We start from the raw sequence: 17,424 nt of genomic DNA, 5'->3' as shown, positions 1-17,424 counted from the left end.
ACACCCCGGGACGCTGAGAGACCGCAACGCATCGCTCTATGCGGGCTGCCGGTCGACCGGGACGCGCAGGCGCAGCAGCGGCAGGCAGGACAGGAACAGACCGACCGCACCCACCCACAGGGCCAGCCGCGCACCGGCGGCGGCCCCCAGCACGGTGCCCAGCAGCGCGCCCACCGGCATCGCCCCACCGAGCAGGAACCGCATGGTGGCGTTCATCCGGCCGAGCAGTTCGGGCGGACACAGCTGTTGACGCAGGCTGACCTGGGCCACGTTGGAGGCTGTCGCACCCGCCCACAACACCAGGTAGCCACCGGCGGCCAACCAGATTCCGACGGCACCGACGATCAGGGGGGTGAGCAGCGCGAACGGCGCGGTGACGAGCAGGCAGAGCCAGACCGAGCGGTACAGCCCGAGCCGCCGGGTCAGCCGCCGGGCCACGACCGCGCCGAGGATGCCGCCGGCACCACCGGCGCTGAAGTACGCGCTGGCCGTCGCCGGGGACGCGCCCAGCTCGCTGACCAGGCGCACCGGCACCATCGTCTGCACCACCAGGGCGAACATGTTGTACGCGCCGCCGGCCAACGCCAGCACGCGCAGCACCGGATGGCGCAGCACGTAGGCCACACCGTCGCGGATCTGCCCGGCGAGCCGGGACCGGCCGGCGGTGGCGGGCCGCGCGTCGACCGCACGTATCCGGGCCAGGTACGCGGCGGACCCGGCGAACCCCACCGCGATCAGCAGGACGGCGGGGCGGGTGCCGGCCAGGTCGACGGCCAGCCCGGCCAGCGCGGGCCCCGCGACCTGCGCCACCGCGAGGGTGGTGCTCAGCCGGGCGTTGCCCTCGACCAACTCGTCGGCCCGCACCACCCGGGGCAGGTAACTCTGGTGCGCGACGTCGAAGAACACCGTGAGCACCCCGACGCCGAGGACCACGATGTACACCTGACCGAGCGCCACCCCACCCGACGCCAGCGGCACGGCCAGTGAGGCGATGAGCGCGGCCCGCCCCAGGTCGGTGCCGATGAGCAGCCGCCGCTGCCGCACCCGGTCGACGACCGCGCCGGCGGGCAGGCCGACGACCAGGAACGCCACCGTGCCCAGGGTGCCGACCAGACCCACCTGCCAGGCGGACGCGTGCATCGGGCCGGCCGCCACCAACGGCAGCGCCACCAGGGCCATCCGGGCACCGAACTGGCTCGCGACCGCCCCGAGCCACAGGGACCGGAAGTCGTGCTGCCGGAGCAGCCCGCCACGACCGTACGTCACGTCAGGTCGACGCGGCCGTGGTCGGGGCGTCGACCGCCCGCAGCCACGTCGCGCGCAGCAGGTCGGCGGCCCGGTCGGCGGCGATGTCGGGCTGCTCGGCCAGCAGTGCGAAGAACCGGGCCAGGGCGGCACCGAACGGCGCGGCGGCCGGCAGCACCTCGGGGTCGTGGTGGACGGTCACCTCGGGCTGCTCGGCCGACCACGTCACCGCCAGGTGCAGCGCGTTGTGGGCGGGGAAGCCGCGCCGGCCTTCGGACGGGCGTACGGTGCCGCGCAGCAGCCGGTCCGCCGGGCCGATCGTGGCACCGCCCAGCGTGACGGTGGGCTCCGCCGCCACCACGTTGAGCACGAGGCGACGCCGTTCCCGCAGGGCCTCGACCCCTCCGAAGTCGGTGAGCCACTGGCCGAGCAGGGGCGGCGCGGCGGCGTTGACGGCGGTGAGACCACGGACCCGGTCGGCGAGCGAGGCGGACGGGAGGTGGTCCGGCGGCACGCTCACCACCGCCTCGTGCAGTGCGCCGGGCACCTCGATGCTCTCCCGGGTCCACCGGCCGCCCCGCGCGTACAGCACCGGCACGTCCGCCTCGGCCCAGAGTCCCAGCAGGAACGACAGGGCCGCCAGGAGCAGACCGGAGCCGGTCGCACCGGTGAGTTCCCGGCCGTACCGGATGGCCTGGGTGGTTCCGCGGTCGAGCCGCAGCGGCCAGGCGGCGCTGGCGGTGGTGTCCCGCCACGGTTTCCACCGCCCGCCGGGGAAGGCGACGGCGGGGACGTCCCGGCTCATCGCCTCCGCCCAGAACTCCCGGGACGCCGCCCGCCCCGGGTCGGCGGCGGCCTCGGCCGCGTGCGCGAAGAACGACGGCAGCGGCGGCAGCGTGCGCCCCGGATGTTCGTACGCCGCCGCCACGCGACGCACGAACCGGGTGTGCGTCGCGTGGTCGGCGAAGCCGTGGTCCACCACGAGGGCGAGCGCGTGCCCGTCCGGGGCCAGCCGCACCAGGCAGGCCCCGGCCAGTGGGTCGTGGCGCAGGTCGATCGGCGCGTACACCGCCTCGCCGAGCGCCGCCCCGGCCGCCTCCGACCGCCGGTCCGCCGGCACGTCGGAACAGTCCACGATGGTCACCGGGAAGGGCTGCCCGGCTCCGTACACCAGCTCCGGGCCCACGGCGAACCGGGCCCGCCACACGTCGTTGCCGGCGGCAACGGCCCGCATGGCGGCGGCCAGTCGCGGCACGTCCACCTCGCCCCGGACGTGCCACAACGTCCAGGCCCGGGGCATCGGGTTGTGCCGGGGCAGGCCGGCCCCGTCGGTGTCGCTCAGCAGCAGCAGTTCACGCTGCGCCCCGTAGGGCGGCACCCCCACCCGCCTCACCCCGGGAACGCGGGCAGCTGCGACCACGCCGGCTGGCCCGCGACCCAGGCCGCCAGCACTCCCCCGTCGTCGGGCAACAGGCCGCGCAGGTGCAGATCGCGCAGCCGGCGCAGCGGCGTCACCCCGGTCGGCCAGTGCGCGAGCGACCGCCGGTAGCACTCGGCGGCCAGGTCCGGCCGGCCCAGTTGCTCGTGCACCTGGCCGGCGTTGAACCAGGAGATCCGGCCGTACGGGAACTGCAGGTGCGCGGCCCGCAGGTACGCCTCCAGCGCGCCACCGTGGTCGCCGGTCTGGTACCGCAGCTCGCCCGCGGTGAGCCAGGTCTTCGGGTCGATCGGGTCGATCCGCTGCGCCAACTCGTCCACCAGGGCCAGCGCGGTGTCGCGTTCACCGAGGTACGTGTGGGTGCGCACGGCGGTCTCCACGGCCGGGAAGTAGTTGTCCGCGGCGATGATCCGGGTGTGCCCGTCGTGCCCGGTCACCTCCCGGGCGATGCCGAGCCACCGGTCCATGTCCGCGCGCAGCAGGTCCTGGTCGCCGGTGAGGAACGGCAGGAACCCCATGGCCCGGAACCATCTGCTGGTCATGATCGCGGCGTCGAACTCCGACACCTCGGGCAGGGCGGTGTACCGGGCCAGGTCCTCCTCGCCGAGCTTGCGCCACCGGGCGATGGTGTCGGGCTCCCGGCGTCGGGCCGCGTTGACCGTGGCGTTGATGGTGGTGACCACCCGCGTGCGGGCGTACCGGACGTCGTCGCCGAGCTGGTCGTACAGCGTGCGGAAGTGCGGTTCCAGCTCGGCCGCGTGCCCCGTGGTGAGCATCTGCTCGGCGAAGATCCAACTGGCCAGCGCGTACGCGCTCTCGGGGTCGCCTACCGGCACGTCCGGCCCGGGGAGGATCCGCTTGGCCTCGGCGTGGAAGCCCAGCGCGGACAGCAGCCGGCCCAGCAACGCCCGGTCCAGCAGCGGCAGGTCCGACACGTTGGCCAGCCGGTCCCGCACCCCGGGCGGGCAGCCGTCCGGTGCTGCCAGCCACGTCCGGTAGTCGGCCGAGGCAGCACCGGAGGTGTACCCGTACACCGCTGCCGTCGCCTGCATCTCGTCGCGGAACATGGCGGCCGTGGCCCGTTGCGGGTGGATCTCCCGGAACCACGGCTCACGACGCTCCAGCACGGCGGCGTACGACATCAGCGGCGTGTGGATCGCGACCGGCGGCGTGTCGACCGGGTCGAGGATTGCGCTGGGGCTCAGATCGAGGAACGGCCGGTACCGCTCCAGCGGAAGCGGACGCGCCCCGGCCGCCGAATCCCGCACCGCGACCGCCCACCGCACCGCGTCGGCGCAGACCGTGCTTTCCAGTGCTGGACGACGCGCCACGAGAACTTCCCACCGGTCCCGTTCCGCGCGGCGGTCCGAGGCGAGCAGGTCCGCCACCGCCCCCACCAGCTCACCGGTGTCTGCTGCTGGAGCCGACCCACCGGTGGGCCTATTGTTCGCGCCGGGCGCGGTGGAGGTCGCCAGGTCGAGCAGTCCGGCCAGCCCGGCGGTCCGCTCCGCCAGCCCGGTCCGGGCGGCCACCCGGTAGTGGGTACGGGCCGCCTCCCGGTCGCCCGCCGCCCGCGCCGCGTCCGCCACGAGGAGCCGGGTCGCTGCGCCGGTGGGATCGAGGTCCAGGGCGGCACTGGCGAACTCGTACGCCGACCCGGCACCGGTCCCGTTCAGGGCGGCGCGGGCGGCGGCCCGCAGCAGCGCCAGCGCGGCGTCGCGGGCGAGGAAGTCGGCCCGGTCCGTCCCCAGGTCGTGGGCGACCGCGCGGACGGTGTCGGCATCGGGCACCGGCTCGCCCGGGCAGCGCAGCCGCACGGCGAGGAGCCGGGCTTGGACGACCAGCCCGATCCGGTCACCGGCCAGAGCAGCAGCCAGGGACTCCGCCGTGGTGAGCGCCTCCCCGGCCGGCTGACCGGCCGTCGCGGCGGACCGGGCGTGGGCGAGTGCGGCGGTGAGCCGGACCGGCAGGCCCGCCACCTCGGGCGGAACCGGGGGACGTGGCTGCCGGCCGTCCTCGGCGAGCAGGAGATCACGCCAGGCGCGCACCGGCGGTGGTGCGTCCGTCCCGATGCGCCGCAGCAGTTGCGTGGCGTCCTCCCGGCGGCCCAGGGCGCGCATCAGGCGGGCGGCCCACAGCAGACCGGCGTGGTCCTCGGTGGTGAGCCGCTGCACCACCTCGGGTGGCGCGACGAGCGGGTCCGTGGCGTCGAGCAGGCCGGCGCGGCGCATCGTGCGACGCAGGTCGGCGGGCGGCGCGTGGACGGGCAGCCAGCCGCAGGGGTCGGGCCGGTCGGCACAGAACAGGGCCGCTTCGGCGACCAGGGACGGCGGGACCGTGGGATCGGCGGTCAGGTCGATGAGCGGGCGCAGCGGCAATGCCGCCGGGTCCCGCCAGGTGAGGTCGGCCAACCCTGTCCTCCCGCCCGGTCGGTTGGTTCGGTGCCGAGGGGCGGACACGCGACGATGGGACACCCGTGCCCGCCCGGTTGGTGACCGGCGACGTCAGTTGATGACGGCGTTGATCAGACCCACGGCGGTTCCTTCGAGGTCCTCGTAGCGCTCCATGCTCGACACCTCCTCCCGACCGGACGAGGAAGACGGGCGATGACGGCCCCTGATTCCGCCATTCTCGCCCATCAATTGAGTCGAATCAATCTGTTGGTGTGAGGTCGGTGGCGGAGAACCCACCAAGCACGCCCATCGGGGTGGACGGAAATGCGACGGCCTCACCGCCAGAGCAGACAGTTGTCCCGGTCGGGCCTGGAGCCGGAGGAGGCGTCCCGCCCCCGTACCGCTGCGGGCAGCCGTGCCCCGCCTGTTACCGGCCGACGTCGGCGAGTTCACCGGCCGGCGGGACGTGCTGAACGGATGTGGGCGGCGCTGTGTGGACCGCGCGACGTTGGATGCCGGGCGATGCCCGTAGTGCGTGTCACCGGCCGGCCCTGGCTGGGTAAGACCACCCTGGCCGTGCACGTCACCCACGCCCTCGGCGGCGGGGTGGCCGACGCCGGCCGGTCCCGGGACAGGGCGGGCCGGCGACGGCGGTGATCAGAAGTCGCTGTCGGTGTCGTTCCGGCCCCCGCTGGGGATGTCGTCGATGGTCTTCGACGACCCCCCAACGTCCCGCCTCGGCAGGCCGCCCAGCATCCGGGCGAGCTGCTCGTCGGCCAGTTCCACGCCGTCAGCCGGAATGTTGTCGATCCGTACGGTCTTGCGCCTCATGTCGTACTCCTGTTCACCCTGGAGGAAGCGCCCGGCTACTCGGCCGGACGAGCACCAGTGTGTGCCGCTGGGAGCCGCCTGGGACCAGGGATTTCCCTGGTCCGGGACCCCAGTCTTGGCTGGCGGGGTGTCCGCCGGGCGCGCGGCCGGGCCGGCGCTGGAGCGATTCACCGCCGGGTCCGGCTCACGACAGGGGTCGGGTCCACCTGCGGCAACGCCTCACCGGCGGCGTCCACCAGAAGGCCGTGCTGCACGGGGAGATCCTGGCCCGCGGCTATCAAGGCGGCCTACGGGTGCTGCGGGACTGGATCGCCACCAACCGCACCCGGCCCACCCCTGCGACCGCAGTCCGGGTGCCGTCGGCCCGGCGGATCACGGACTGGATCATGCGACCCGGACATAAGCTCACCGACGACGACCGCGCTGATCCCGCCGACGCCCGCAGCCGCTGCCCGGACGTCGACACCGTCGCCGCCCCGCCCGCGGGTTCGCCGCCCTGGTCCGCCACCAGGGCACCGGGCAACACCTCGACGCCTGGATCAACCGCGCCCGCCACGCCGGATACCCCGGGATCCGCGGCTTCGCCGGCGGCCGTGACGCCGTCGTTGCCGGCCTCACCCAGCCCTGGAGCTCAGGCCCGGTCGAGGGCCAGGTCAACCGCATCAAGACGATCAAGCGACAGATGTACGGCCGCGCGAACTGATGTTCCCCGGGTTCGGTGGAGTCAGGTTGGTTGACTCGTCAGGCTCGTCATTCGTTGAGGAGAGACGTGCCGAGGAGATACCCACCCGAGTTTCGTCGTAAGGTCCTCGATCTACTCAAGGCTGGCCGATCGGTAGCGGAGCTGGTCCGTGACTTGGACATCAGTGATCAGACGATCTACAACTGGCGCCGCCAGGAGCTGATCGACACCGGTCAGATGCCAGGCGTGAGCTCCGCTGACCAGGCGGAGCTGGTCGCCGCTCGGCGGCGTATCGCCGAGCTGGAGACCGAGTTGGCCGTGCATCGCCGTGCGACCGAACTGCTCAAGGAGGTGGTGCCCCCAAAAGGCCGGTACGCGGTCATCCACCGGATGGCCGCTGAGGGGTTGCCTGTCGAGGTCTGCTGCCGTGTGCTCGAGGTCTCGGCTTCCGGGTACTACGCCTGGCGCAACCGGCCACCGTCGCAGCGGGCGCTGCGGCACGCGTGGCTGACCGAACAGATCCGTGCGGTGCATCTGGCCTCCAGGGGAACCTACGGTTCCCGCCGCGTGCATGCCGAACTACGGCTGGGCCGTGGACTCGTCGTGGGCTATCACGCGGTCGAGATGCTGATGCGCCGCGCCGGCATCCGCGGGCTGCCCGGTAGCCGGAGGCCGCGGCCCAAGCACCAGACCCCAACCGCGGCGGACTTGGTCAACCGCGACTTCACCCGATCGTCGCCGAACCAGTTGTGGGTCACCGACATCACCGAACACCCGACCCGGGAGGGCAAGGTCTACTGCGCAGTCGTGCTGGACACCTTCTCCCGAAAAGTCGTCGGCTGGTCCATCGACGCCACCCAGACCGCCACCCTGGTGACCAACGCCCTGAGCATGGCCATCAGCAACCGCCAACCTACCGGCACCGTGATCCACTCGGACCACGGAGTCCAGTTCACCTCATGGGCCTTCACCCGCCGGGTCCAGGAAGCCGGCCTGGCACCGTCGATGGGATCCATCGGCGACTGCTACGACAACGGCATGATCGAGTCGTTCTGGGGCCGAATGCAGACCGAACTGCTCAACCGCCGCCGCTGGCGCACCCGCATCGAACTAGCCAATGCGATCTTCGAGTACCTAGAGATCTTCCACAACCGGCAACGCCGCCACAGCTCACTGGGCATGCTCACCCCGAACGAGTATGAGAGGCTCCACCCGATCGCCCTATCCGTCGCCTGACGCCAACCAACACGGCTCCGAGAAACCCGGGGAACATCAGAGACCCCATGAAAACGGGAGTAGCTCAGGCCGTGCTCGCAGGGGTAACGCACCAGCCGTACCGCCCTCGCACCCGACCCGGTTCTCAATCCCCTGACAAACGACACCAGCCCAGTCCCTGGGCTGAAGGTCTCCTCGATCACTTACACCCTTACTATTCCTCAGATGGTGTTCGGCGCGGTGACCGGCGGCCTGCCGATGACCATGTCAGGGACGGGTCTACCCGCCTCCAGGGGTCGCATGCCGCTGCTGGGCGCGAACGGTCTCGTCGATGGTCATCTCGACGTCGACCGGCGTAACGGATCAATGCGGGTAGGACATAGGCGGCCCTGATCCGCGACCGTCAACGGCGACCGGAGCCGGTGGCCGAAGGCGCCGGCCAGGCCGCGGGATCGGCCGGATCGGACGGCGCGGCGTCGCAGATGACGTACTGGCGTGGGGTGATGGCTGTGGGGTGGTCGGCGAGGATGGCCATGCAGCGGGCGTGCGCCTGTTCCGGCGTACGGACGGTAGCGGTGGCGGTGAGGTGAGCGACCAGCGGGCGGCCGCCGACCTCAGCGAAGACGTGTGCCACGGCGGGCGCGACCGCCGCCTCCACGAGGCGTTGCACGTCGGCCACGTCGACCCAGCAGGAGTCGACCAGAATCCGGTCCGGCGTGCCCGTGATGGGCTCCAGCCCGATGACTTCAGGCGTCCGAGCGCGGGGCAGGTCACCGGGTGCGGCGGCGACCAGCACGCGTTCGGTCGCCAGTAGCACCGCTTCGAGTTCGGCCCGCGGCATCAGGCCGGAGTCGGAGCTCCACGCGTCGAGCCGCAGGCATCCGTCGAGCTGATTGAGGCTGAACCGGATCGGTGTACCGGCACGCGGCATCGGTCGCCACCGCAGCCGGGTCTGGGCGAGCGCGGCGTCGATCCGCCCGGCCTGGAAGCCGACGCCCCCGGTGAGCCCGGACCATGATTCGGGCACGAGGCTGTTGAACAAGGGGTCGTAGCTGATGCGCAGGCCGCGTTCGTGCTCGACCAGTTCGTCCATGGCGGATCGCTTGGCCGCGTCGTACCTGGCGTGGCGGCTGGCCTCCATCACTGCAGCCCAGGTGTGGCCCACCAGCTCGTCGAAGTCCCTGTCGCCGGCCTCGACGGTGGCGAGCGTGCCCTGGACCAGGGAGCCGACATAGCCCGTCAGGTGGTGGTCGAATCGGTTGTTCGACAGCAGCGGCAGCACCAGATCCCGACGGTTGGCACGGTGGGCGACCACGGCGCAGACCGCTGCCAGCACGGTGCTGGACCGGCTGGCCCGCGTGCGCGCCGCGATCTGTCTCACCGCCATCGCGGCGGCAACCGACGACAGTTCAACCGCCAGCGACTCGCCGCCGGGTCGGGCACCCGGCACCGTGTACAGGCAGTGGGAGATGCGTTGCGTCTGCGCCCGCAGATACTCGAGCGCCGCCTCGGCCCTGCGCTGCTCGGCCGGCGTCGTCTCCAGTTCGGCCTGGTCCAGTGGCTGGTGGCCGGGGTGGCCCAGCTGTCCTCGTCCGGGATGGTCGAGCAGGCCGGCGAAGTCGCGCTTGAGGATTTCGATGGCGGCGTGGTCCACGGTCAGGTGCGCGAACCCGGCAGCGCAGGCGATGACGCGATCGCCCTGATCGGGAGCGACGGCCACCGCCATACGCAGCGGACGCCATGCTGAATCGGTGTGCTCGCGCAGCCACCTGATGAGTGCCTCAGCCACCGCGGGGCGGTCCCGCGGCCCCCAGTGTCCTGCGCCGAGCGAGCACACTTCGAGCAGCTGGACGCCGGTCTTCGCGACCTGTTGGCGCGGCTCTTCGCCGGATACGTACGTGGTGCGCAGGCTCTCGTGCCGGGCGATCAGCGCCGCCGCCGCCCCGGTCACCTCGTCGATGGACGGCGTACCGGGGATCGGCAGCTCGACCCAGAGATTCGCGAGGGAGTGCTCGGGCATCGCGCCCAGCCACTTGTGGATGTTGAGCTGGCCCAAGGTGAGCGGTCCCTCGCCGCCCCGCTCCCCGGCGAACTCGACCGGAATCGAGCGCGCCGGGGTGAGGAGCACGCGGCGCCGACGGCGTGGTGTGGTTTCGGTGCCGGTTTCGGTGTCGGCGCTCATCGCCGGTCAGCCGATCAGCTCGCGCAGCGCGGCGGCCAGGCGGTCAGCCGTGTCGCAGTCGTGTGCCCGCTGGGCGACGGTCGCCGGCAGGGTCGTGCTCTGCTCGCGGCCGAAGACGTCGATCGGTCCGGTGTACGGCGACGGCCGCCAGTCGCGCGCGGCCTCCCGGTTGGCCTGCCACACGCGCAGCGAGCGCGCGACGATCTCGGGTGTCGCGTTCGGCGGTACCAGGCCTCGCTCCTGCCAGTCCGCCAGGATCTCCGGCAGCTGCGCCTGCCGGGGCAGTTCGCGCGACCAGGACTCGACGACGGTGTCCAGAGGTTCGAGCAGTTCGACGTCGATCGCGGCCACGAGCCGGACGCCTTCGAGGCGGACGGCCATCTCGTAGGCGATCGCCGCGCCCACACCGCAGCCACCGAGCAGATATGGGCCGGTGGGGTGTACCGCACGGACGGCGTTGACGTAGGCATCGGCCATCGACGGCACCGTGCGAGACGGTTGTGTGTCGCGGTAGAGGCCTTCCGCCTGGAGGCCGAACACGGCGAACTCCTCGCCCAGCGCATCGGCGAGCAGGCAGTAGCGGCCCACCTGACCGTCGTCCGGGTGGACCAGGAACAGTGGCGTATGTGCACCGTCGCCGTCCTGGATCGCGATGAGCGAGCCCGGTGGCCGCACGTCATGGTCGCGCAACACCGCGGCCAGGCGTTCAACCGTCGGGTGCTCGGTCAGCACGTTCAGCCGCAGCTGGACGCCGAACTCCACCAGGATGGCGTCGATCACCCGGGCCGCGTCCAGGGAGTTGCCGCCGACGCCGAAGAAGCTCTCCCGGATGCCGACGCCGAAGCCCAGGATGCGCTGCCACTGCCGGGCCAGCCAGATCTCCACCGGGTCCCGTGGGCGCTCGTAACCGGTGTCGGCCATGGAGCCGGTGCCGATCGGCTCGTCACGAACAGCGTTCATAGCGGGGTCGCACCATTCTCGTCATGGGGCTTGTCGTGGGGGGTCAACCGCCAGCGTTGGGCCTTGCCGGCCGCCGATCGGGGAAGCTGGTCGGTGAACGCGAACTGCTTGGGGATCTTGTAGCTGGCCAGCCGCCGCCCGCAGTGCGCGGCGAGTTCGGCCTTGCGTACGCTCGCGCCCGGACGCAGCACCACGTGCGCCGCGACCACGAACCCGAGCGTCTGGTGCGGGACGGCGACGGCGACGGCATCGAGGATCGCGGGATGGTCGCGCAGCGCAGCCTCGACCTCGTCCGGGTCGACCTTCTCGCCGCCCACGTTGATGGTGTCGTGGCCGCGCGGGTCGAGGAACAGGTAGCCGTCCTGGTCCACCCGCCCGCGGTCGCCCACCGTGGCGAACCCGTCCGCCGTGGTGCGGATCGACTGGTCGTTGAGATAGTCGGAGCGGCCGAGGCGCTGCGGGGTCCGCATGAACACGGTGCCGCTCGTGCCGGGCGGGACCTGGCGGCCCGCGTCGTCCAGGATGCGGATCTGGGTCAGGAAGCCGCGGCCGACCGTTCCGGGCCGGGCCAGCCACTCGTCGCCGCGCACCAGCGTCACGCCCACCCCCTCAGTCGCGCCGTAGAGCTCGTAGACCCGCTGCGGGCCGAGAAGGTCGATCCAGCCGCGTTTCGTGTCCGGGTCGCAGCGCGCCGCGGTGTGCAGCATCGCCCGCAGGCTGCCGAAGTCCGCTTCGGCCAGGTCCGGCACACGCAGGATCTCGCGCATGTGTGTCGGGGTCAGCTGCAGCCATTCGACGGCGTATCGGCGCACCAACTCGACCGTCCACTGCGGGGCGAAGAACGGCTGGAGGACGACGGTGTTGCCGTCCAGCACGGCATCGATGAACGCGGTGAACGGTGCGGCGTGGTACAGCGGCCCGACGATGAGCTGCCGCTGCGCGGTGCGCCAGCCGGTCTGCCGGATCACCAGGGAGGGCGTCGTGGCCGGGTGGTAACGCAGCGGTCCGGGCCGTGCGGAGATCTTCGGGATGCCCGTACTGGCGCCGGTCGCCAGCAGGTAAGCCGTAGAGCCAGTGCCGGTAATCGGCGAATTGGGTCCGGCGGGCAGTTGCGCCCGCTGTGGCTCGAACTCGGCGTTCATCAGGTAGACGTGTACGAACCGTCGACCCAGCAGGTTCAGCAGGGCGTCGCGCTCGGCCGGCGGGGTGGCCGGGTTCAGGGGGAAGACCGGCACCTCGGCCACGAGCGCCGCCGCGACGCCGAGGGCGGCAGGCAGGTTGTTGCCGGCCGGCACGACGACGCAGGATCGCGCGCCTGGGTCCAGCGCCGCCCGCAGCGCGTCGGCCACGTCCGCGACCCGGTCGGCGAACCGCTGCCAGGAAAGGACCTGCTCGGCCAGGTCGGCGTCGAACCCGATCAGGGCCACGCGGTCCGGCTCGGCCCGGGCGATCTCGGCGATCCGCCGGCGCACGCTCAGTTCCATCAGCGCAGCAGGTCCGCCAGGCGGCGGACACTGCCCGCGCTCATGAACTCGTACACGTCCAGCGACCGGTCGAACTGCGCCTCGATGGCGGTGATGATGCGCAGGGCCGAGAGCGAGTCACCGCCCAGTTCCAGGAAGTCGTCGTGCACGCCGACGCGCGTCACGTCCATCGTCTCCGACCAGATCGCCGCCACGCGGCGTTCGACGTCGTCGCGGGGCTCCTCGAACAGGGCGCAATGCCCGTCCGCCACCGCGGCGGCGAGGGATTCGGCGTTCGCCGCGTCACCGGCCGGAATGCTCTCCACGATCAGGACGGCCGCGAGCCCGCTGTCCTCGCCCAGCTTCTGCCACACGTGGTTGCGCAGGATCGGCCCGCTCACGTACTGGTTCAGCTCGGCGGCCGCCACGGTCACGTCCCGCCCGTCGCAGCGCACGATCACGGCTTCGGCTCGGCGGACCGCGGAATGCGCGGACAAGACCTCGGATATCTTCGGCAGGCTCACCACTGTGGTATCTCTCCTCTGATGATCTCGGCGACGAGCTTGTACACCTTGGGATCGCGCAGCAGATCGTCGTGCTCTACATCGAGGCTGATGGTCCGCGCCGGCTGCACCGGCGGCTCGTGCTCGAGCGAGGTCACGAACAGCGGAGTCGACGCGCGCGTGTCGAACCCGCCCTCACCGGCCAGCAGCAGGTAGTCCAGATAGGCGGTGAACCCGGCGGTGAGTTCCTGATGGAGGAACAGCGGCAGGGACAACCGTTCGGCGACCGCGCGCATCAGCGCCTCGTAGTGTTCGGTCAGGCCTGCCGCGATAAGCCGCAGGTCGTTCGGATACCTCGTCACGATCTGCTCGGAAAGCGCACGGGCGTCCGCCAGTTCCTGCTCGGTCAGCTGCCGGGCCGAGGACTGCACCGCCGACATGAACTGGTCGGCCACCGATTCGCCGGTCGTGGGCACGGCGTCGAAGAGTACGACCACGGGTGCCGGGCCGGTCGCGGCGATCGCGTCCGCGAGGCGGGTGGCCAGCGCGCCGCCGGCGCAGTAGCCCAGCACCGCGCGCACCGGGCGGCCGGTCGCGGCGAGTTCGGCGGCCCAGCGGTCCACGCTCGCCGCCAGCGGGCCGGCACCGGCCTGCCGGAAGTGCAGGAAGCAGGCGTCGACCGGCACCCCCTCGGCCAGGTCCGTGAAGCCCGCCGCCGCGCGCGCCCCGGGAAAGTCCAGGCAAGCGATGAGATCAGGTCCCCGATCGGACAGGATCCGCCAGTCAGTCAGCTTCATCGAGCGAGCCTCCGCGCGCTTCCGTGGCTGCCGCCAGTGTTCGGTAGTCGATCTTTCCGCCGGGGGTCCGGGGCAGCGAGCGCACCTGGCGGAAGACGACGTGCCGGCTGGGTACGCCGAGCAACTCGACCAGGTCCCTGCGCTGCTGTTCGTGCACCGCCCGGTCGCCCGCGCCGACCAGATGCATCACCTCGTCGGCGCCGCATACCACCGCGAACGGGTGACCCGGCCGCTCCACCATGCGCTCCAGGTCGTCCAAACTGGTGCGGATACCCAATACCTTGACGATCCGTTTCGAGCGGCCGGTCAGATACAGGTAGCCGTCGCGCAGATATCCGAGGTCGCCGGTGTCCAGGACGTCCACCTCGGCGCCGCGGGCGAGGTCCGCGCGCCCGCTGGCGTAGCCGAGCATGACGCCGGGGCCCTGATAGTGGACCGTACCCTCGCCGGGCACCGCTCGCGCGTGGCTTGGCGTCGGCTGGATCGTGATGGTGCCGCCCGGCATCGCGGTGCCGACCGAGCCGAGACGATGCGGCAGGTCCACGGGGTCCAGGCGGGCGATCCGGGAGGTCGCCTCGGTCTGGCCGTACATCACGAAGAACCGGCCGTTCAGCCGTCGCATCGTGTCGGCCAGCCGCACGGTCAGCTCCTCGCCCAGCCGTGCGCCCGAGTGGGTCATGGTGCGGACCCTGCTGCGTTCCAGCAGATTCAGATGCGCCGGACCGAATGCCGCGTAGGTCATCGGCACCGCGGCGAACGACGTGGCGCCGGACCGGGTCAGGTCGTCCCACATGGCCAACGACAGCGGTGAGTGCCCGGTGAGCGCGATGCTCGCGCCGGCCAGCAGGTGGGTGTTCAGCACGGACAATCCGTAGGCGTGCCTGATCGGCAGCGTGGTGGGGGCGCGTTCGGCCGCGGTGATACCCAGCGCGCGGACGACGGCCGCGGTGTTGTCGGCCAGCCCCCGGTAGGACAGACGAGCGGCCTTGGGGCTGCCGGTCGAGCCGGACGTGGCGAGCAGCAACGCGGTGCCGGGGAAGATCTCGCCCGCCGGTCGGCTGCCGTCCCGGCTGAAGACCGTCGCGCCGGCGATCGGTCGCGCGGCCGGGCGGTAGCCCAGTTCGGCCAGTCCGGTCCCGCCGCCGGGCGCCGGAACGACGAACTCGGGTTGATACGCCGAGAGGTTCTCCGCAGTGGCGGTGAGGAACGCGACGGTGTGCCCCAGGCGCAACGCGGCCAGATAGGCCAGCAGAGTGGGCAGATCGCGGTCCCCCGCGCACAGAACCAGCGCCTTGCCGTCATGGCGCAGTGCCTGTTCGGCTTCGCCGACCAGTTCGGACAGCTCACCGTAGGACAACACGGTGTGACCGTCGAGGTGTAGAGCCGGGGATGTCCGCCGCGCGTTGTCGTGGGTCACCAGGTCCAGCGTCGCCGGCACCATGTGGATCACCTCTCCGTGACGCTCCGGTGGGCGATGAGGTCCGCCAGCCGACTGGGGGTGCGGGTATGGAAGACGTCGAGGAGTGAGAGCTTGACGTCGGATCGCTCCGCCAGGATCACCAGGAGCGAGAGCGCATCCCACGACCTGCCGCCCGCGTGGAAGAAGTCGTCGTCGACCCCGATCTCGTCGACCTCGGTGATCTCGCGCATGAGCGCCGCTATCTCAGAAGGCGTCATCGGTCTTCCGCGGCGGTCTGCGGCGCGGGACGGGGCACGTGCACCGCGGTGGCCGCCACGTGGCCATCGTCGTCGCGCATGTCGGACAGCTCACCTTCAGTCGGGGCAGCCTGCTCGCCCGAGGGTCGGGTGAGCCGCGCTGCCGGAGCCGGTCGAGCCGCGGGACGGCGGCCGTCCGCCCCATGCGGAGATTCTCTTAGTGAAACAGAACCCTGTCTACACTCGCGGCGCACCGGCTTCAACGCGTACTTATCCGCCGGGTTCGGCGGGAGCGCGGGGCGGAGAGCCGGGCCGATTCAGGACTCATGCGAACCTGTACCGGTGGGGCAATGTCCATGATGATCCGTGCGCCGACGATCTCCGTGCGGTCGTTGCGTGTCGCACAGTCCCGGTGGTGCGGCCATGACCCGACTGCGCAGGAGGCACTGGCGCATGGCAGTTTCGAGCCACGAGATCCGCGATTTCGTCATGTAGGCGTTGACCATCATGGAGGTCGACCTCGCCGACATCGACGAGGACGGCACGCTTGGGGCCGGGGGCGGATCTGGACTCGTTGGTGCTGGTCGTGCGGGTCGAGGAGCAGTACGACTTCAAGTTCACCTCGGACGAGATGGAGATGATGGGCGCGCTGACGGTCCGCGAGTTCTGCGACCTGGCGGTCGAGCGCGAGCATGTCCCGGCTTTCGCGGACGCGTTCGGCAACGCCCGCGCGCTGGCGAGCGGCTGGGCCGACCCGCAGCAGGCGAGCCCGCCGTTCGACCGGCGGCGCAATCCTGGTGCTCGGCGAAGGCGCCGGTGTGGTCGTGCTGGAACGACCCGAGTTCGCGCGGGCCCGGGGCGCGCGCAGCTACGGCCGGGTACTCGGCTGGGGCGCGAGCACGGCTTCCACCCCACCGCGCCGCACGGCCTCACCCAGCAGTTCCTCGGCCATCTCCCCGTACGGCTGCCCGGACACCTCTGTGTCGAGGGCCAGCCCGTGCGGGCGGACCAGGTCGGCCAGGTACTACGTCGCGAACGCGCGGTAGCCCGGGTCGTCCAGGAACGTCGCCTGGCCGTCGAACTCGCGGCGCACCGCTCTGATCAGGCGCACGCGCGGCTAGAACTGCTCATAGTGGCCGGCGATGTACTCGGCCAGATCCGCCACGGTGACGACCTGGTCCTCGTCCATCATCTCCAGGTCGATCTGGATGGCGTGCGTATCCTCGATACCGAGCAGCAGTTCCAGAACCAGCGAGGAGCTCAGGCTCAGTTCGTCCTGCAGCCGGCTGCGCGGTGTGATCTGCCCGTCGTAGTCGAGCAGCCCGGGCAGCATGGCGAGCATCGTGGCCGTCACCGCGTCCTGCATCCGCGCGTCCACCGGTGTCTCCTGGTCCGCGTCCATCGCCCAGCTCCCGTCAGTCCCGAGTCGTCGTGCCCGGAGTGTCAGCTTTTCGAAAAGTCAGTGCTCGAAGACCAGGGCGGCGGTGGTCGCGCCCTCGCCCGACCCGACCGTGGCCACCAGGTAGCGATCGCCGGGTGCCAGCAGCCCGCGGTCCATCGCGGTCCGGTAGTTCACGAACGCGTCGGAGCAGAACAGGTGCCCGCCGGTGCCCACGTTCTGCTGAGTCACGGTGAACGCCAGCGCGTGCTCCAGGCCGAGGGCGCGGCGCACCTCGTCGATCCGGTTGACCGGATACGGCTCGGCGACCGGCGTTGCGCGCCCGTACAGCACATAGCGCACCCGCTGCGCGTTCGCGCGCAACTGCGCCAGCCCCGACGCCGCACGCAGCAGCAGATCGGTCACCGTCTGCGACTCGGCGAGCCGGATCCCCCGCAGCTCGTGGAACCGGCGGAACATCTTGACCTGTATGTCCGTCCACTCCAGACGGTCCGCCGGCTTCTCGACGGGAACCAGCGTGGGCGGCAGGTAGACTGCCACCGCATCGGGTGCGGTCACGCGGAACGCTCGCACGCAGTCACCACTGGCGCATTGCAGCACGTTCCTTCGACGGCCGTCAACCAACTGTGTCGGCCTACATCGCCGACTGTGGCGATACGC

17 protein-coding genes are annotated in these 17,424 nt (G+C 71.6%); 3 read left to right on the top strand and 14 right to left on the bottom strand.

What is annotated here, in order from left to right:
• Positions 1 to 36 precede the first annotated feature (36 nt).
• The 4 genes from FJK98_RS11585 to FJK98_RS34540 all read right to left on the bottom strand — a co-directional run bounded on the left by FJK98_RS11585 (position 37) and on the right by FJK98_RS34540 (position 5,322).
• Positions 37 to 1,266 (bottom strand): MFS transporter, encoded by a 1,230-nt coding sequence (locus tag FJK98_RS11585; protein WP_145919023.1) that lies wholly within the window; start codon positions 1,264 to 1,266, stop codon positions 37 to 39.
• Position 1,267: 1 nt separating this feature from the next.
• Complete coding sequence (locus FJK98_RS11580; RefSeq protein ID WP_145919022.1) at positions 1,268 to 2,629, bottom strand: condensation domain-containing protein; 1,362 nt, start codon at positions 2,627 to 2,629, stop codon at positions 1,268 to 1,270.
• Between the two features lie 5 nt (positions 2,630 to 2,634).
• Positions 2,635 to 5,094 carry a tetratricopeptide repeat protein gene (locus FJK98_RS11575; protein ID WP_145919021.1) on the bottom strand — a complete coding sequence of 820 codons (2,460 nt, stop codon included), beginning with the start codon at positions 5,092 to 5,094 and terminating at the stop codon, positions 2,635 to 2,637.
• Positions 5,095 to 5,187: 93 nt separating this feature from the next.
• A complete protein-coding gene (locus tag FJK98_RS34540; protein ID WP_255470166.1) occupies positions 5,188 to 5,322 on the bottom strand; it encodes a hypothetical protein in 135 nt (44 codons plus the stop codon).
• A 276-nt stretch (positions 5,323 to 5,598) separates the two neighbouring features.
• On the opposite strand from FJK98_RS34540, the gene FJK98_RS34535 reads away from it, so the two are divergent.
• Positions 5,599 to 5,733 carry a hypothetical protein gene (locus FJK98_RS34535; protein ID WP_255470165.1) on the top strand — a complete coding sequence of 45 codons (135 nt, stop codon included), beginning with the start codon at positions 5,599 to 5,601 and terminating at the stop codon, positions 5,731 to 5,733.
• On the opposite strand, the gene FJK98_RS11570 is transcribed toward FJK98_RS34535, so the two are convergent.
• A complete protein-coding gene (locus FJK98_RS11570) occupies positions 5,734 to 5,907 on the bottom strand; it encodes a putative ATP-grasp target RiPP (protein ID WP_145919020.1) in 174 nt (57 codons plus the stop codon).
• A 448-nt stretch (positions 5,908 to 6,355) separates the two neighbouring features.
• On the opposite strand from FJK98_RS11570, the gene FJK98_RS34795 reads away from it, so the two are divergent.
• On the top strand, positions 6,356 to 6,610 hold the full coding sequence (locus FJK98_RS34795; RefSeq protein WP_370517077.1) for a transposase: 255 nt from the start codon (positions 6,356 to 6,358) through the stop codon (positions 6,608 to 6,610).
• Between the two features lie 66 nt (positions 6,611 to 6,676).
• Positions 6,677 to 7,825 (top strand): IS3 family transposase, encoded by a 1,149-nt coding sequence (locus FJK98_RS11560; protein WP_145919019.1) that lies wholly within the window; start codon positions 6,677 to 6,679, stop codon positions 7,823 to 7,825.
• A 382-nt stretch (positions 7,826 to 8,207) separates the two neighbouring features.
• On the opposite strand, the gene FJK98_RS11555 is transcribed toward FJK98_RS11560, so the two are convergent.
• The 9 genes from FJK98_RS11555 to FJK98_RS11510 all read right to left on the bottom strand — a co-directional run bounded on the left by FJK98_RS11555 (position 8,208) and on the right by FJK98_RS11510 (position 17,337).
• Positions 8,208 to 9,986 carry a condensation domain-containing protein gene (locus tag FJK98_RS11555; protein WP_145919018.1) on the bottom strand — a complete coding sequence of 593 codons (1,779 nt, stop codon included), beginning with the start codon at positions 9,984 to 9,986 and terminating at the stop codon, positions 8,208 to 8,210.
• A 6-nt stretch (positions 9,987 to 9,992) separates the two neighbouring features.
• Entirely contained in the window at positions 9,993 to 10,871 is an 879-nt protein-coding gene (locus FJK98_RS11550; RefSeq protein WP_168222419.1) for a thioesterase domain-containing protein, read from the bottom strand.
• Positions 10,872 to 10,942: 71 nt separating this feature from the next.
• The gene (locus FJK98_RS11545; RefSeq protein WP_145919016.1) at positions 10,943 to 12,430 is read right to left on the bottom strand and encodes an AMP-binding protein; all 1,488 of its coding nucleotides are present in this window, start codon (positions 12,428 to 12,430) and stop codon (positions 10,943 to 10,945) included.
• Positions 12,430 to 12,933, bottom strand: a complete 504-nt coding sequence (locus tag FJK98_RS11540; protein WP_145919015.1) for a phosphopantetheine-binding protein — start codon at positions 12,931 to 12,933, stop codon at positions 12,430 to 12,432. The genes FJK98_RS11545 and FJK98_RS11540 overlap by 1 nt, the downstream gene beginning before the upstream one ends.
• Entirely contained in the window at positions 12,930 to 13,709 is a 780-nt protein-coding gene (locus tag FJK98_RS11535) for a hypothetical protein (RefSeq protein ID WP_145919014.1), read from the bottom strand. Before FJK98_RS11535 ends, FJK98_RS11540 begins: the two co-directional genes overlap by 4 nt.
• The gene (locus tag FJK98_RS11530) at positions 13,696 to 15,150 is read right to left on the bottom strand and encodes an AMP-binding protein (protein WP_168222418.1); all 1,455 of its coding nucleotides are present in this window, start codon (positions 15,148 to 15,150) and stop codon (positions 13,696 to 13,698) included. The genes FJK98_RS11535 and FJK98_RS11530 overlap by 14 nt, the downstream gene beginning before the upstream one ends.
• A 5-nt stretch (positions 15,151 to 15,155) precedes the next feature.
• Positions 15,156 to 15,386: a phosphopantetheine-binding protein gene (locus FJK98_RS11525; RefSeq protein ID WP_145919012.1), complete on the bottom strand. Its 231-nt coding sequence runs from the start codon at positions 15,384 to 15,386 to the stop codon at positions 15,156 to 15,158.
• 1,096 nt (positions 15,387 to 16,482) lie between these two features.
• Complete coding sequence (locus FJK98_RS11515) at positions 16,483 to 16,767, bottom strand: phosphopantetheine-binding protein (protein ID WP_145919011.1); 285 nt, start codon at positions 16,765 to 16,767, stop codon at positions 16,483 to 16,485.
• A gap of 57 nt (positions 16,768 to 16,824) precedes the next feature.
• A complete protein-coding gene (locus FJK98_RS11510) occupies positions 16,825 to 17,337 on the bottom strand; it encodes a hypothetical protein (protein WP_240762757.1) in 513 nt (170 codons plus the stop codon).
• Between the last annotated feature and the right edge of the window lie 87 nt (positions 17,338 to 17,424).

This window comes from Micromonospora sp. HM134, assembly GCF_007833915.1.
Lineage (GTDB): Bacteria > Actinomycetota > Actinomycetes > Mycobacteriales > Micromonosporaceae > Micromonospora > Micromonospora wenchangensis.
The sequence above is the reverse complement of the archived record's forward strand: the minus strand, read 5'-3'. Positions and strand labels throughout refer to the sequence as shown.

Excerpts from the sequence above, each read along its gene's own strand:
- FJK98_RS34540 (WP_255470166.1), bottom strand. The coding sequence starts at position 5,322 with ATGGGCGAGAATGGCGGAATCAGGGGCCGTCATCGCCCGTCTTCCTCG.
- FJK98_RS34535 (WP_255470165.1), top strand. The coding sequence starts at position 5,599 with ATGCCCGTAGTGCGTGTCACCGGCCGGCCCTGGCTGGGTAAGACCACC.
- FJK98_RS11570 (WP_145919020.1), bottom strand. The coding sequence starts at position 5,907 with ATGAGGCGCAAGACCGTACGGATCGACAACATTCCGGCTGACGGCGTG.
- FJK98_RS11555 (WP_145919018.1), bottom strand. The coding sequence starts at position 9,986 with ATGAGCGCCGACACCGAAACCGGCACCGAAACCACACCACGCCGTCGG.
- FJK98_RS11545 (WP_145919016.1), bottom strand. The coding sequence starts at position 12,430 with ATGGAACTGAGCGTGCGCCGGCGGATCGCCGAGATCGCCCGGGCCGAG.
- FJK98_RS11535 (WP_145919014.1), bottom strand. The coding sequence starts at position 13,709 with ATGAAGCTGACTGACTGGCGGATCCTGTCCGATCGGGGACCTGATCTC.
- FJK98_RS11530 (WP_168222418.1), bottom strand. The coding sequence starts at position 15,150 with ATGGTGCCGGCGACGCTGGACCTGGTGACCCACGACAACGCGCGGCGG.
- FJK98_RS11525 (WP_145919012.1), bottom strand. The coding sequence starts at position 15,386 with ATGACGCCTTCTGAGATAGCGGCGCTCATGCGCGAGATCACCGAGGTC.
- FJK98_RS11515 (WP_145919011.1), bottom strand. The coding sequence starts at position 16,767 with ATGGACGCGGACCAGGAGACACCGGTGGACGCGCGGATGCAGGACGCG.